This window comes from Rhizobium sp. USDA 4016, from assembly GCF_056279705.1.
The window spans coordinates 3,645,918-3,659,555 of the sequence record NZ_JBWCCY010000004.1 but is presented as its reverse complement, the minus strand read 5'-3'; the positions used below and the strand labels follow the sequence as shown (position 1 = coordinate 3,659,555).

At 61.4% G+C, this 13,638-nt stretch carries 12 protein-coding genes and 2 pseudogenes; 5 read left to right on the top strand and 9 right to left on the bottom strand.

Going from position 1 to position 13,638, the window contains the following annotated elements; genetic code table 11:
* Positions 1-8: 8 nt before the first annotated feature.
* Positions 9-117, bottom strand: a pseudogene (locus ACZ9DP_RS33855) (glycine/betaine ABC transporter substrate-binding protein); the annotation flags it as partial.
* A gap of 169 nt (positions 118-286) precedes the next feature.
* Between ACZ9DP_RS33855 and ACZ9DP_RS33850 the strand changes: the two are divergent.
* Positions 287-1,207, top strand: coding sequence for a choline sulfate utilization transcriptional regulator (locus ACZ9DP_RS33850; RefSeq protein ID WP_476204957.1), 921 nt, complete (start codon positions 287-289; stop codon positions 1,205-1,207).
* Here ACZ9DP_RS33850 and otsA read toward each other — a convergent pair.
* The 6 genes from otsA to ACZ9DP_RS33820 form a co-directional block, all read right to left on the bottom strand.
* Positions 1,188-2,561 carry an alpha,alpha-trehalose-phosphate synthase (UDP-forming) gene (gene otsA / locus ACZ9DP_RS33845; RefSeq protein WP_194728734.1) on the bottom strand — a complete coding sequence of 458 codons (1,374 nt, stop codon included), beginning with the start codon at positions 2,559-2,561 and terminating at the stop codon, positions 1,188-1,190. The two genes, ACZ9DP_RS33850 and otsA, sit on opposite strands and share 20 nt — an antisense overlap.
* Before the next feature lie 44 nt (positions 2,562-2,605).
* Positions 2,606-3,403, bottom strand: a complete 798-nt coding sequence (gene otsB, locus ACZ9DP_RS33840; RefSeq protein ID WP_476204955.1) for a trehalose-phosphatase — start codon at positions 3,401-3,403, stop codon at positions 2,606-2,608.
* Positions 3,404-3,440: 37 nt separating this feature from the next.
* Positions 3,441-3,842: a GFA family protein gene (locus ACZ9DP_RS33835; RefSeq protein ID WP_476204954.1), complete on the bottom strand. Its 402-nt coding sequence runs from the start codon at positions 3,840-3,842 to the stop codon at positions 3,441-3,443.
* A 7-nt stretch (positions 3,843-3,849) separates the two neighbouring features.
* The gene (locus ACZ9DP_RS33830; RefSeq protein WP_476204953.1) at positions 3,850-5,346 is read right to left on the bottom strand and encodes a S10 family peptidase; all 1,497 of its coding nucleotides are present in this window, start codon (positions 5,344-5,346) and stop codon (positions 3,850-3,852) included.
* Between the two features lie 99 nt (positions 5,347-5,445).
* Positions 5,446-6,735, bottom strand: a complete 1,290-nt coding sequence (locus tag ACZ9DP_RS33825) for a CynX/NimT family MFS transporter (protein ID WP_476204952.1) — start codon at positions 6,733-6,735, stop codon at positions 5,446-5,448.
* Positions 6,732-7,409, bottom strand: a complete 678-nt coding sequence (locus ACZ9DP_RS33820) for a FadR/GntR family transcriptional regulator (RefSeq protein ID WP_476204951.1) — start codon at positions 7,407-7,409, stop codon at positions 6,732-6,734. Before ACZ9DP_RS33820 ends, ACZ9DP_RS33825 begins: the two co-directional genes overlap by 4 nt.
* 519 nt (positions 7,410-7,928) lie before the next feature.
* Here ACZ9DP_RS33820 and ACZ9DP_RS33815 point away from each other — a divergent pair.
* A complete protein-coding gene (locus ACZ9DP_RS33815; protein WP_372414848.1) occupies positions 7,929-8,738 on the top strand; it encodes a class II glutamine amidotransferase in 810 nt (269 codons plus the stop codon).
* On the opposite strand, the gene coaBC is transcribed toward ACZ9DP_RS33815, so the two are convergent.
* Positions 8,725-9,936 carry a bifunctional phosphopantothenoylcysteine decarboxylase/phosphopantothenate--cysteine ligase CoaBC gene (coaBC, locus tag ACZ9DP_RS33810; RefSeq protein WP_476204950.1) on the bottom strand — a complete coding sequence of 404 codons (1,212 nt, stop codon included), beginning with the start codon at positions 9,934-9,936 and terminating at the stop codon, positions 8,725-8,727. The genes ACZ9DP_RS33815 and coaBC overlap by 14 nt on opposite strands.
* 246 nt (positions 9,937-10,182) lie before the next feature.
* On the opposite strand from coaBC, the pseudogene ACZ9DP_RS33805 reads away from it, so the two are divergent.
* Positions 10,183-11,015 (top strand): annotated as a pseudogene (locus ACZ9DP_RS33805) (LysR family transcriptional regulator).
* 1 nt (position 11,016) lies between these two features.
* Here ACZ9DP_RS33805 and ACZ9DP_RS33800 read toward each other — a convergent pair.
* On the bottom strand, positions 11,017-11,889 hold the full coding sequence (locus ACZ9DP_RS33800; RefSeq protein WP_074066396.1) for a LysR family transcriptional regulator: 873 nt from the start codon (positions 11,887-11,889) through the stop codon (positions 11,017-11,019).
* Positions 11,890-12,001: 112 nt separating this feature from the next.
* Between ACZ9DP_RS33800 and ACZ9DP_RS33795 the strand changes: the two genes are divergently transcribed.
* Both ACZ9DP_RS33795 and ACZ9DP_RS33790 read left to right on the top strand, forming a co-directional pair.
* Entirely contained in the window at positions 12,002-13,240 is a 1,239-nt protein-coding gene (locus ACZ9DP_RS33795; protein ID WP_476205521.1) for an MFS transporter, read from the top strand.
* The gene (locus ACZ9DP_RS33790) at positions 13,237-13,620 is read left to right on the top strand and encodes a VOC family protein (protein WP_476204948.1); all 384 of its coding nucleotides are present in this window, start codon (positions 13,237-13,239) and stop codon (positions 13,618-13,620) included. Before ACZ9DP_RS33795 ends, ACZ9DP_RS33790 begins: the two co-directional genes overlap by 4 nt.
* Positions 13,621-13,638: the final 18 nt, after the last annotated feature.

Genomic DNA, 13,638 nt, shown 5'->3' with positions numbered 1-13,638 from the left:
CTTGGATATTAGAGGCCGAGCGAGCTTTTCACCGTATCAGCAGCAGGCTTCCCGTCGAGCGTGGTGACGCCGGAGAGCCACGGATCGATGGCCTTTTGGATTTGCCTTTTGCCATGCAGCGGGAAGCGGCACCGGAGAGGAGGAAGAAGAGGAGGCTGGCAGCGAACCGGTTCGTGGACGAATTCTTTCCATTGCAGTTCCCCTGTTATTCGAGCAATTTATTGAACATCAGGTTAGTTCCCCTTGTGAAGCTGGCTTTTTTCAATGGGTGATCAAAGGATTTCTTATGGCAGAGCGACCAATTGACCTTGGATGGGTTCGCGTATTTGCCGCGGTGGGGAAAATGGGCAGTCTCTCGTCTGCGGCCGGAACTCTCGGCCTGACCCAGCCTGCTGTCAGCTATCAGATCCGCCGCCTGGAAGAGCACATGGGCGTCAGCCTCCTTCAGCGGCAGCACCGCGGTGTCGAATTGACGTCGGAAGGCCGCAGGCTTTTCGACGTCACCTCTCGTACGGTTGACGATATCGACATGTTGGTGCGCAGTTTTCGCAGCCAATCCGAGCGTCCGGCGATCAGGCTGAGGACGGATTACGCCTTCTCATCGCTCTGGCTGATCCCACGTATGCATACCTTCCGCCTGCTTTATCCCGAAATGGACATCCAGATCGTCGCGACGCAGCGCATGGAGCATGGCCCGCCGGATGGCGACATTGCCGTCGTCTTCGGAACGCGGCAGGAATTCGGCAGCAACGCGACGCTACTTCTGCCGGAAAAGGTCGTCCCGATTTGCACCCAAGGCTTTCTGGATCGAAACGGCCCCTTCTTCGATCCGTTCGAGATTGCCAGCGCGCGTCTTCTGCATCTCGATACGCGCGCACCGTCGCCGTGGTTCGATTGGAAGACCTACCTCGCCGAGCTCGGCATCAATCGTGATGCGGCGGTAGGGCAGGGCGAGCTCAGTTTCAACACATATTCGCTTGTCGTGCAGGCTGCGATCGGCGAGCAGGGGCTGGCGATCGGCTGGATGGGTCTGGTCGATTCGCTGCTCGCGTCACGTATGCTGGTTACAGCCGGACCGATGTTGGAGGCCACGGACCGTGGCTACTGGCTTGTGCCGCCCAAAGCGCAGAGCGCGGAGACTGATCGGCTTGCCGCCTGGCTGATCTCCGAGGCCGGCATAGACGCGCTCAAGGCGCAAGATCTTTGAGAAAATCCCGGCACCAGCGCGAAACATCGTGTTCGAGCAAATGGTCCATCATCATCTGCCAGCGCTCTTTCCGCTCTTCCAGCGGCATACTGAGCGCCCTCGCCATCGCGTTTGCCGTACCCTCGATGTCGTAGGGGTTGACCAGCAGGGAGCCTTTCAGCTCGCGGGCAGCACCGGCGAAGCGCGAAAGCACGAGCACGCCCGGATCGTCCGGGTTTTGTGCAGCCACATATTCCTTCGCGACAAGGTTCATCCCGTCCCGGAGCGGCGTCACCAAGCCGACTTTGCCGAGCCGGTAGAGCCCAGCGAGAATGTGGCGTCCCACGGAGCGGTTGATATAGCGTATCGGCACCCAATCGACGGCGCTGAGAGCGCCGTTCACCCTGCCGGCCTGCTCGGCCACGGTGCGTTGCATGGCTTCGTATTCAGGCACTTCGGAGCGGGACTTCGGAGTGATCTGCAGATAGGTGACACGCCCCTGCTGTGCCGGGTTGGCCAGGATGAAGCGCTCGAAAGCGTCGATGCGCTGCGTGATTCCCTTGGAATAATCTAGGCGGTCGACGCCGATGATCAGGCTGCGGCCTTCGATGCTTAGACGCGCTTTTTTGACCATGCTGTTGGTCGCGGCCCTTTGGGCGAATTCGGCAAAGGCTGCAGTCTCGATGCTGATCGCATAGGCGCCGCCCTTGAAAGTCCGGCCGTGGGAGCTGTAGCGGCCTTCGCCGAGTTCGTCGCCGATGCCTTCCCGTCTGAGACAGCCGGCGAAATTCTCAAGGTCGTGATCCGTCTGAAAGCCGACAACATCGTAGTGCGAGAGGCCGCGCATGATCTGCTCGTGAACCGGCATTGTGAAGAGCACGTCCGCAGGCGGCCATGGAATATGGAGGAAGAAACCGATGCGGTTCTTCAGGCCCATTTGACGCAGTTCCGCGGCGAGCGGGATCAGGTGGTAGTCGTGCACCCAGATGAGGTCATCGGGTTCGATCAGCGGCGCCAGCCGATGGGCGAAAAAACGGTTGACGCGGAAATAGCCGGCCATCTCCTTGCGGCCGTATTCGGCGAGATCCAGACGGTAGTGGCAGATCGGCCAGAGAACGCGGTTGGCAAAGCCGTGATAGTATTCTTCCACATCGGTATCGGTCAGATCCGTCAGTGCATAGGTGATGTTGCCTTGCTGCAGCCGTGCAAGCGGCTGCGGCTCATGCTCGCCGCTCGACTTTCCCGACCAGCCCATCCATATGCCGCCGCGCTCTTCAAGGGCTGCCTTTAGGGCGACCGCCAGCCCGCCGGCGGGCGCAATGCCGCCCTTGTCGGGAACGGGCACGCGATTGGAAACAATGACGAGACGGCTCATGCCAGTTCCTTTCATGCAATGAAATACGTCGGGCGCTCAAATCATCACGAGGCCAATGCCGCAATGATGCCGCGCAGAGCTTCGGCAGAGGGGATGGAGCCGCGCGCTTCGCTCGCAGGCGAAAGCGGCCCGACGCGGATCGAATGGCCGCCAAGCCGGTTGACCGTGCGAAACATCGCTTCGTCGGTCACGTCGTCCCCGATCGCAATGGCGCGTCTGCCGGCAAAGACCGGATGTGCGAGAAAGGCTTCGACCGCGTTGCCCTTGTCGGCGCTGGCCGGACGAATTTCGATCACCATCTTGCCGTGCTGGATCGTCCAGTTCGGTCCGGCTCGACTAAGCGCCTGTTCCATCAATGGTTCGAGTTCGAGCTCCCTGCCCGGTGCAAGCCGATAATGTGCGGCGACCGCCGCTCCCTTATCCTCGATCAGAACCCCCGCCCAACCTGCAGTCTCGGCGGTGAGATCCGCCTTCAGCCTCTCGAATTGCGCTGTTACTTCGGCTTTGCGCACGCTTCCGTCCGGGTCGCGCCGCTCGGCACCGTGAAGTCCGGCGATCGGAAAGTGGAACGGCGAAAAAAGCTGGTCGGCATAGTCGAGCCCCCGGCCGGTCACCAGGGCCAGCGCACCTCCGAGCCTTGTCGCCAAGGCGTCGAGATTTGCAGGCAGCGACGGTGGAACGACGATGTCGTCTGGCGTTTCGGCTAACTCGAGCAAGGTCCCGTCGATGTCCATGAAGAGAGCCCATTTTTCCGGCTCGGCGGAGAGAACAGCGAGAATAGAGTCTTCCCCTGAAACCGCATCCGGTTTCGAGGCGCTGAGAGACTGCTTCTGGTATGACATGAGGCTCTATCTATGTCAGGCCCCGCTTCAGGCAACCCTAACTTTCCGTTTCGAAGCGCGGCAGGGCTTCGATATTGCCGGTCCAGGGCAGCGCAGAGCGGCACCAGATCTGCTTGCGCGGCGACAGATCGGCCCGCTCATTGATCGTGCCGACGCGGATGCCGACGAAGGCGTTGTCCTCTCCCATGCGATAGAGATGCGAGCCGCAATCCGGACAGAAGAATTGCCGGCTGTATGCTCCGCTTTCGCCATGCTTGACATAGGTTTTCGGCGTACCGCGGAGAAGCCGGAAATCTTCCTGTCGCGCAACCGTGCTGACGCGATAGGCCGTCCCCGTCAGCCGCTGGCAATCCGTGCAATGACAGATGCTGACGCGCTCCGGATCGATCTCGGCCTCATAGGCAATCGCGCCGCAATGGCATCCCCCGGTAACGTACATCTGCTCCTCATTCGGCTATCTGCGCCGCCGGATGCTGGCCATAGAAGGCCTTGGCATCAGCGGTAAAAGCGGCCCGCGCCTGCGCATTGGTGTAGAACATATGGCCGCCGCGATAGACGTCCAGGCTTACACGGCCTCGCGTCAGGCTTTCAGGCAGATGGTCCACGACATAGCGGCTGACCCCATAGGGCGTGACGATATCGCTGTAGCCATGTGCGATCAGCAAATGAAAGCCTGGATTGGAACCCAGTAGCTCGCGGATGTCGTCCGTTATGCTCGCCTGCAGCCGTGATCCGCTGCCGTGTCCACCGCCCCATTCCCACTGACGGCTGACGTCGCTTTCGAGCAGCGTATAGGTCATCTCGGTCCTGAAGCCGAGTTCGTTGCGTGCGTAATCGGCAAAAGCGCCGCCATAAGCGCGGGTAAATCCGTCGAGCACCGCATCATCGCCACGATCGGAGTCTGAACCCGGATAAGGGTCGGGCGTTGCGAACGAGGCATCGTAGGGGCTCATCACCTCGCCTTGCTGCTTGGCGGAATTCTTGGCAAAGGCATTGCCCAGGAAGCCGCGGTTTCGGGTGACGACGTCTTCGGGAATGCCGGTCATCGTCGAGACCTTGCCATAGAATGCCTTCGCAGCGTCCCCCGCCGGTGCTGGTCCGGCCAAGGTCGTCAGATACTCGCCGAGCGCGAACTTCTCCGCGTCTCTTTGCGCTTCTTCGTCAAAGGTCTTGCGGCGCTCGGCTTCAGCGGCGGCGAGGGACGGGAACTCCAGAGCAGCTCCAAGCGCAAACCGGTCTGCATTGAACATCAGCTGGCCCTCAAGCAAGGGCGAGAGCATGACCGCGCCGGCGATGATGATGCCTTGGCTTTGCCGAAGGGCAGCGGCGACCTTCGCGGCACGGAAACCGCCATAGCTTTCGCCGAGAAGATATTTTGGTGAGCCAGAGCGATTGTTGTGCGCGACATAAAGCGCGATCGCCTTTGCAATGCTCTGCGCATCGGCGTTGACGTTGTAATAGTTCGAAGCGTCGTCGGCCTTCGCCGTGCGGCTCCATCCTGTGCCGATCGGATCGATCAGCACGAGATCGGTGAAATCGAGCCAGCTCTGCGGATTGTCGACGAGCTTCGCATTTGCGCCGTCCCGGGCCTGGGGACCGAAATCCAATATGCGCGGCCCGACGAGCCCAAGGTGCAAAAATGCGGAAGCCGCGCCCGGACCGCCGTTGAAAGCGAAGGTAATCGGCCGGTTGGCCGCACCCTCCTTGGCGGTATAGGCGGTGTAGAATATCGCGCCGGTGCGAGCGCCGTTCTGCCCGAAGAGATCGAGCGTGCCCGCCGTCGCCGTATAGGTCAGCCTGCGCCCGCCGATGTTCTGTTCATGCTGGGTCACGGAATCGGACGGCAACAGCTTCAAGACGCCGGGCCGCTCCTGGGCATTCGAGACAGCAGGTGCAGCGAGAGCCAGCAGCGCGAACAGGATGGCGGCAGATCGGAACGACACTCTTTCCTCCTGGGCGATGGAACGCGATCATAGATAGCGTAACATCTGCCATCTCGCAGAGGTATCAAGAGATGGTGATGCGCAGGTGAGGAGAGGCGCTTACGTCTTCTGGGTCGTGCGCGCATTGACGTGCAGCGCTCGTCCTGCATTCCAGCCATTGATCGCGGCTCCAAATCCGAGCAGAACGAAGAGTACTGCGGACCAGGCAAAGCTTCCGGTCGTGCCGCGAATGAGCCCGACGATCAGCGGACCGACAGCGGCCAGCAGATAGCCGACGCATTGCGCCATGCCGGACAGGTGAGCGGCGACATGCGGATCGCGCGAGCGCAGCACGATCATTGTCATTGCCACTGCAATCAGGCCGCCTTGTCCCGTTCCCTGCAGCACTGCCCAAAGCCAGACCGTCGAAAGCGGTGCGAAGAGCAGGCCAAGCAGGGCCACCACGGCAATGACGCACAGCGCAGCGTTGATCAGCCGCTGGTCTTTGCCGCGTACGGCAATCTGCGGTGCCACGAGGCAGGCGGCGGCCTGTACCATGACTGATACCGAAACGATGGCGCCGGCAGTCACACCGTCGAGGCCGCGCTCGCGCAAGATCGGCACGAGCCAGCCGAAGACGCAATAGGCGAGCGCTGATTGAAGGCCCATGAAAAGGGTGACCTGCCAGGCAAGCCGGTCCCGCCAGAGGCCCTCGATCCTGAAGCCGCTTCGCCGCGTCTGCGCCGGTATCCTCAGAACCTGCGGAAGCCAGATCAAGGCGACGACGAAGGCGGGCAATGCCCAGGCGGCAAGAGCGCCCTCCAGAGATCCGTCGAGCGCGTGCTCGATCGGCAGTGTGAAACCGGCAGCGCTCGCTGCGCCGGCGCAGAGCGCCATCGTATAACATCCGGTCATCAGCGCTGTGCGGTCGGCGAAGTCGCGCTTGACCAGGCCAGGAAGCAGGACGTTTCCGACGGCGATACAAGCGCCAGCAAGCGCGGTTCCGAGAAAGAGAAGCGGAACCGAAGATAGCCCGCGCATGGCCGTGCCGAGTGCCAGCAGCACGAGCACGCCGAGGAGCGTTCGCTCGGCACCCAATCGCTGTGCCAGCTTTGGCGCGAGCGGCGAAAAAGCGCCCAGGCAAACGACGGGAAGCGTGGTCAGCAGGCTCGCGCCGAGGGCCGAAAGGCCAAGCCCCGCGCGAATTTCCGGCAGCAGCGCGGATGCGCTGGAGAACACGGGGCGAAGGTTGAAGGCGATGAGTACGAGGCTGATACCGAGAATGATACGGCTTGCCACTGTCGACTGTGCCGGAGCTTCGGGTGCAGGAATACTGTCCGCCTCGGCATCGATCAACTGCTCGTCGATGGCCTCGAGTGCCTCGGCTGCATCAGAAATGGAGGAGGTCACGAGAGAATCATCCGTTCAAGGGCGGCAATCACCGGCTTCATGAAGCGGCGCACGGCGGCATCCGCCTTCGCGGGGAGACCGGTCTCGATGGCATCGATGATATCGGCGTGCGCTTTCGTGTCGGGCTCGGGAATATCCTGCCCGAGCGTTGCCTCGATGGTTTCGGCAATCGAGGCCGAGAAGAAGTCATAGATCTCGATCATCGCCCGGTTGCCGGAGGCAGCGATGATCGCTTTGTGAAAGGCAAGATCGCGCTCGACGAAGGCCGCCTTGTCGCCCCCTTCGTATTTGCCGCGCTTGGCCAGGAGGTCGCGCAGCAGAGTTATGATTTCCGGCGTCTGCCGCAGCGAGGCGAGGCGGGCTGCCTCGACGTCCAGGGCGCAGCGCGCTTCGAACTGGTCGCGCAGACTTGCCCGCCGGGCCATCGTCAGGGGTCGACTGGCATCCCTCGTCGAAACGACGTAGGTTCCGGAGCCTTGTCGCGTTTCGAGCAGGCCCTGAGAGACAAGCACGCGCACGGCCTCGCGGACCGTGCCCCGGCTGACTGCCAGCGCGGCGGAAAGCGCGGCTTCGTTCGGCAGCTTGTCGCCGATGCTCCATCGCTTGGCGAGGATTTCGCCGCGGATCGCTTCAATCGCGGTCTCGGCCAGATTTGTCTTGTAGAGCGGTTGCATGGCATATTCATAAAGTCATCAGATGACTTTATGAATATGCCATGGCTCGGTTGCGGTCAAAGAAATTCTGCAAAATGAAAAAGGGCCGCCTCAGCGACCCTTTCCATGAGTTTGGCCTGTAGCTGGCCTGGACCGTCAAGGCGGCCCCAGGAAGGCGGGGATTAGAGCGAGGGCTGCCTCGCTTTCGTCACCTCTCCCATGCCCGTTACGAGGTCCGAAATCTCATTAGACATTGGATCACCTTCCTTTCGTTCTGTTGCTGATGCTTAAAAGGTAAGGAAAAATTTCGATGATGCAAGAGAAATCCTTGCGATGACCGCTGTGACACAGCCAAGAGGCAATGTTCACAAATGAAGATGCGTGCTCAACGAATGTGATCGCGTGAAGTGTTTCCAACCCGCATGTCGCCTTGCAAAATTTGCAATCGTTAAGTTTTTATTCACCATCGCGCTCGACAATCGATCGGGCATTTCCAACCAGTCCCGTCGCCAGGACGGCGGGTTACGGAGTCAGAAAAGCATGTGTCGCTGGGCAGCCTATCGTGGAGACCCCCTCTATCTCGAGGAGCTGGTTTCCTCGCCCGCCCACTCGCTCATCGAACAATCCCATTGCGCCACCCGCGCCAAGACCGCAACGAACGGCGATGGCTTCGGGATTGCCTGGTACGGCGACCGGCCGGAGCCCGGCCGCTACCGCGATATCCTTCCCGCATGGTCCGACTGCAATCTGAAGAGCCTGGCGCGCCAAATCCGCTCGCCGCTTTTCCTGGCCCATGTGCGCGCAGCCACCGGCGGCGGCACACGGCGCGACAATTGCCATCCGTTCACGCATGGGAATTGGTCTTTCATGCACAACGGCCAGATCGGCGGCTTCGAGCGCCTGCGCCGTTCCATGGAGGCGATGCTCGATGACGAGCTCTTCAATGTCCGCAGTGGCACGACCGATTCCGAGCTGATGTTCCTGCTCGCCCTGCAATTCGGTTTGTGCCGGGCGCCGCTTACCGCGATGGCGGAGATGGTGAGCTTCGTCGAAGGGCTTGCGGAAAACATCCTGGGCCACGCCCATGTGCGTTTCACCGCCGCGTTTTCCGACGGCCGGTCGCTCTACGGCATTCGTTATGCGACAGATCGAAAGGCGCCGACACTTTACGCCTCACCGATGCGCCAGGGACATTGCCTTGTTTCCGAGCCGTTGAATGACGACATCGATGCCTGGGCCGAGATACCGGACGGCAGCGCCGTCACGATTGGCGAGAACGGCATCGAGGTCGTGGCCTTCAAGCCGGAAAAGCGTATCAGCGCAGCGGCGGGTATCGCTATCCCTGCCTGAAGCGTTCGGCAATCAGCGCCGCCAGCTTTTCAGCAACCTCTTCCTTGCCGAGATCGGGCCACTGCTCGACGCCGCTTCGGCTGATCAGCTTCACGCTGTTGCGCATGCCGCCCATGACGCCCGTCGCCGGCGAGACGTCGTTCGCAACGATCAGGTCGGCACCCTTGCGCTCGAGCTTCGCCTTGGCGTTGTTTTCGACATCCTGCGTCTCGGCCGCAAAGCCGATCACCAGCGTCGGCCGCATCGTGTGGTGGCCGACCGCCTTCAGGATGTCCGGGTTTTCGGTCAGCGCCAGCGTCGGGATGGATTCGCCCGGATGCTTCTTGATCTTCTGATCGGCGGCAGAGGCCACGCGCCAGTCGGCTACGGCTGCCACCATGACGGCAATATCGGCCGGCAGCGCAGCGAGGACCGCATCGCGCATTTCTTCGGCGCGCTCGACATGGATCGTCCTGACGCCGACGGGATCGGCAATTGCCACCGGTCCGGAGATGAGTGCGACATCTGCACCGAGCTTCGCAAGTGCTGCGGCAATCGCATGCCCCTGCCTGCCGGAAGAACGATTGGCGATGTAGCGGACGGGGTCGATTGGTTCGTGGGTCGGTCCCGAGGTGACGATCGCCTTGCGTCCGGCAAGCGGCTTCGGCCCGTCGTCAAGTAACGCTTCGGCGGCGGCAACGATCTCCAGCGGTTCAGCCATGCGGCCGATGCCGGCCTCCTTGCTCTCCGCCATCTCGCCTGCCATCGGGCCGACGAAACGGATGCCGTCACCTTTCAGGATGTCGAAATTCCGTTTCGTCGCCGCGTGCGACCACATCTTCGGGTTCATCGCCGGCGCGGCAAGAACCGGCCGGTCCGTCGCGAGCAAAACGGTCGAGGCCAGGTCATCTGCGAAACCGTTTGCCATCTTGGCCATCAGGTCGGCCGTTGCTGGCGCAATCAGAATGAGGTCGCAGTCGCGAGCAAGCCGGATATGGCCCACATCCTGTTCGTCCTGCCGCGAAAAGAGATCGGTGAAGACGTGGTCTGCGGCAAGAGCGCCGACAGCAAGCGGCGTCACGAATTCCTGCGCGCCCTTCGTCATCACCGGACGCACCGAAGCACCGCACTCGCGCAGGCGCCGGATCAGGTCGAGGCTCTTATAGGCGGCGATGCCGCCGGAAATGATGAGCAGGATGCGTTTGCCGCTGAGAGCCATGGCCTTCTATCCGTCGCCTTGTTGACCACTACCGACCCTAAGCCTTTGGCGGATAACATGCAATCACCACGGCGCTCCTGAGCTCTTCGACCATTCGGAGTGAGATCGCGATCGCGCCCGACGCCGCCGAGTTGGACAATGGAACCGCCTGCTTCTCCATATGATGGAACTCGAATTCAAAAATGCCGAACGATGATCAAGATCGAAGGGATAGCGGCTTTCGTCGCAGTGGTGGAATGAGGTTCCGTGAGCCAGGCTGCGGGGCGCCTCCGCATGTCGAAATCCGTTGTCAGCGAAAGACTGGCGGATCTGGAAAAGACACTCGGCGGCATGCTGCTTCACCGCACGACACGCAAGCTGACGCTGACGCAGGACGGCACCGCCTTTATGGAGCGTGCGCTTCGGATCGTGCATGAGATAGAAGAGGCCGCAGCCGATATGGCCGAGCGCCGCGGTACGCTTGCCGGTCCCTTGCGTATTGCAGCACCTGTCACCTTCGGTCGCATGCATCTTGGTCCGGCCCTCTATCCGTTTTTTTGGCCGCACCCCGAAATCGCGCTGACGCTCGACATCGATGACCGCCGTGTGGACGCTTCGTCGGAAGGTTACGACGCCATTATCCGCCATGGGCCGATCTCCGATTCCCGGCTGGTGGCCTGGAAGCTCTCGCGCAGCCGCCATCTGCTGACGGCTTCGCCAGCCTATCTCGACCGCCACGGGACGCCGGCGACATTATCCGATCTCGATGATCATCGAGGCCTGTTCTACACCAATCGCGGCATCGCGGACTGGCGCTTCCAGACCCCGACGGGTGCAATCGTCGTGCGTGCGAAGCTGGCGATGGGTATCAACAATGGCGACATGCTTCGCGATGCGGCAATTGCAGGACTCGGGATCGCGCTGCTCCGGCAATCCGCGAAGGCAAGCTCGTCGAGATTGATGTCGGCTACAGGCCCGAAGCGGAGTCCGTCTACATGGCACATCCGCAAGGCCGCCACCCTTTCGCCAAACTCCGCGCCATAGCCGATCACCTGAAAAAAGCCTTCGGCGATCCGCCTTATTGGGATCCTGCAGGCTAAGTCAAAGCAGGCTCATCAGATTTTCCGTCACCGGCGAGCGCTGCGTCTTCAGCACCGCGAGGGCCAGCCGCGCGACCGCAGGCGGCCCGTCGATCGGCCGGTAGGCGACGCCATCGAGCCTGATCTGTGCGATCGATGCCGGAACGATCGACACGCCGAGCTCTGCCGCAACCAGATTGACGACAGAGGAAATCTGCGGTGCTTCCTGTGCCACCGTCAGTTCGAAACCCGCCTTCCTGCAGGCGAGCACGACATCGTCGAAGAGGCTGAGGCCAACCAGCCGCGGGAAGAGAATGAACGGCTCATTTGACAGCAGTGCCAGGGACAGGCGTTCGTGCTTCGCCAGTGGATGGTTTGCGGGCAGGGCGACCACCATCGGCTCGTCATCGAGACGTTTCAGGCGCACGCCCGGCGGATCGTCGAGGCTCGGGCGCATGAAGGTCGCATCCAACTCGCCGCGATTGAGTTTCTCCATCAGTGCCAACGTATTCATCTCCGTCAGAGACAGCCGTACTTCCGGCCACTGCGCTCGAAACCGCCTGATCGTCGCGCTGACAACCGGATTGAACGCGGAGGAGGCCGTAAAGCCGAGCGCCAGCTTGCCCGTCTCGCCGCGATTGGCACGCTGGGCGGCAAGTTTCGCCTTCTCGGCAGAAGCAAGTGACGCCTTGGCTTCGCCGAGAAACGCCTCGCCCGCCGCCGTCAATTCCGCGCCATGCGGCACGCGGTGAAACAAGGCCGCGCCGATTTCCGCTTCGAGATCGCGGATCTGCTGGCTGAGCGGGGGCTGGCCGATGCCGAGTTTCACCGCGGCCCGCGTAAAGTTGCCTTCCTCCGCGACCGCCAGAAAATAGCGGATATGCCGAAGCTCCATGCGGTATCTCCAAAACCTATCGGAAACATCAGTTCCATATATTGGACAGCTTATGCCCTTCTGACTAGATGAATGGAGAAAGGCTTGAGCCATGCACAAGACCGCAGCCAGAATGAGCGACATTTCCTCGATCGAAACACCGGCGGCGTCCCCGGCGAAAGAATACCTGCAGCGTGGCACGGCTTCCTACCGACGCGCCAGTCTTGCACTCTTCCTTTCAGGCTTTTCCACCTTCTCGCTGCTTTATTGTGTCCAGCCGCTGTTGCCGATCTTTGCGGACGAATTCTCCGTCAGCCCCGCGGAAAGCTCGCTTTCGCTTTCGCTGTCGACCGGCTTCCTCGCCATTGCCATTATATGCGCAGCCGCCATCTCGGAAGGTCTTGGGCGTCGTAGCCTGATGTCAATCTCGCTCGTCGGTGCGGCGGCACTGACGATTGCCGCGGCCTTTGTGCCGGACTGGCACCTGCTGCTTGTCATCCGTGCCCTCCAGGGCTTTGTCCTTGGCGGCGTCCCGGCCGTTGCGATGGCCTACCTCGCCGAAGAAATCGACCCGCGCGGCCTTGGCGCTACAATGGGACTTTATGTCGGCGGCACTGCCTTCGGCGGCATGTCCGGCCGGGTGCTGACCGGTATCTTCGCGGAATACCTGACCTGGCGGCCGGCGATGTTTCTGATCGGCGCGATCGGCTTGGCTGCGGCAGCCGGCTTCATTGCGCTGCTGCCCGCCTCGCGCAATTTTATCGGCCGCCCGGGCTTCGATCCGAAGTTTCATCTGAAAGCCTGGCTCGCGCATATGCGCAATCCGGCGCTGCCATTCATTTTCGCCATTGCCTTTCTGGCGATGGGCTCCTTCGTCACCATCTACAACTATGCCGGCTTCCGGCTGGTCGCAGCACCCTATGACCTGACACAGACCGAACTCGGCTTGATCTTCACCGTCTATCTTTTCGGCATCGGCGCCTCGTCGGTCGGTGGCATACTGGGTGATCGCTTCGGCCACTTCGCTGTCCTGCTGACGGGAATCGCAATTACCGCCGTTGGCAGCGCCCTGACGCTTTCCGCCTTCCTTCCGGTCATCATTTTCGGCATTATCGTGCTCACCAGCGGCTTCTTCATGAGCCATTCGATCGCAAGCGGCCTCGTCGGCAAGCTTGCCAGAGGCACGAAGGGACACGCCTCGTCGCTCTATATGCTCGGATATTACGTCGGTTCGAGCGTCATGGGCTCGGCAGGCGGCTGGTTCTTCGCCATCGAAGGCTGGACGGCGGTCGTCTTCTTCACGCTCGGCATGCTGGCCCTCGCCTTTGCGGCGGCCTGCGCCGCACGCAACCTCTCTAGGAGAAAATTTTGATCCGCATCAGCCACCTCGATCACCTTGTCCTGACCGTCGCCGATATCGAGGCGACGTGTGAGTTCTACCGCCGGACCCTCGGCATGTCCGTGGAAACATTCGCCCAAGGCCGCAAGGCGCTGAAATTCGGCAATCAGAAGATCAACCTTCACCAGGCCGGGCGCGAATTCGATCCCAAAGCCAACCAGCCGGTACCGGGTTCGGCGGATCTCTGCTTTATCGCCGAAACAGCACTCGCCGAGGTCATCGCGCATCTGGAAGCAGCCGATGTTGCAATCGAGGAAGGACCCGTCGAACGCGCCGGCGCCAACGGCACTATCCGCTCCATCTATTTCCGCGATCCGGACGGCAATCTCATCGAGGTATCCAATCCCATCTGAGGGATCCCTGGGCAAAGG

Excerpts from the sequence above, each read along its gene's own strand:
- ACZ9DP_RS33850 (WP_476204957.1), top strand. The coding sequence starts at position 287 with ATGGCAGAGCGACCAATTGACCTTGGATGGGTTCGCGTATTTGCCGCG.
- ACZ9DP_RS33815 (WP_372414848.1), top strand. The coding sequence starts at position 7,929 with ATGTGTCGCTGGGCAGCCTATCGTGGAGACCCCCTCTATCTCGAGGAG.
- ACZ9DP_RS33795 (WP_476205521.1), top strand. The coding sequence starts at position 12,002 with ATGAGCGACATTTCCTCGATCGAAACACCGGCGGCGTCCCCGGCGAAA.
- ACZ9DP_RS33820 (WP_476204951.1), bottom strand. The coding sequence starts at position 7,409 with ATGCAACCGCTCTACAAGACAAATCTGGCCGAGACCGCGATTGAAGCG.
- otsA (WP_194728734.1), bottom strand. The coding sequence starts at position 2,561 with ATGAGCCGTCTCGTCATTGTTTCCAATCGCGTGCCCGTTCCCGACAAG.
- ACZ9DP_RS33835 (WP_476204954.1), bottom strand. The coding sequence starts at position 3,842 with ATGTACGTTACCGGGGGATGCCATTGCGGCGCGATTGCCTATGAGGCC.
- otsB (WP_476204955.1), bottom strand. The coding sequence starts at position 3,403 with ATGTCATACCAGAAGCAGTCTCTCAGCGCCTCGAAACCGGATGCGGTT.
- ACZ9DP_RS33800 (WP_074066396.1), bottom strand. The coding sequence starts at position 11,889 with ATGGAGCTTCGGCATATCCGCTATTTTCTGGCGGTCGCGGAGGAAGGC.
- coaBC (WP_476204950.1), bottom strand. The coding sequence starts at position 9,936 with ATGGCTCTCAGCGGCAAACGCATCCTGCTCATCATTTCCGGCGGCATC.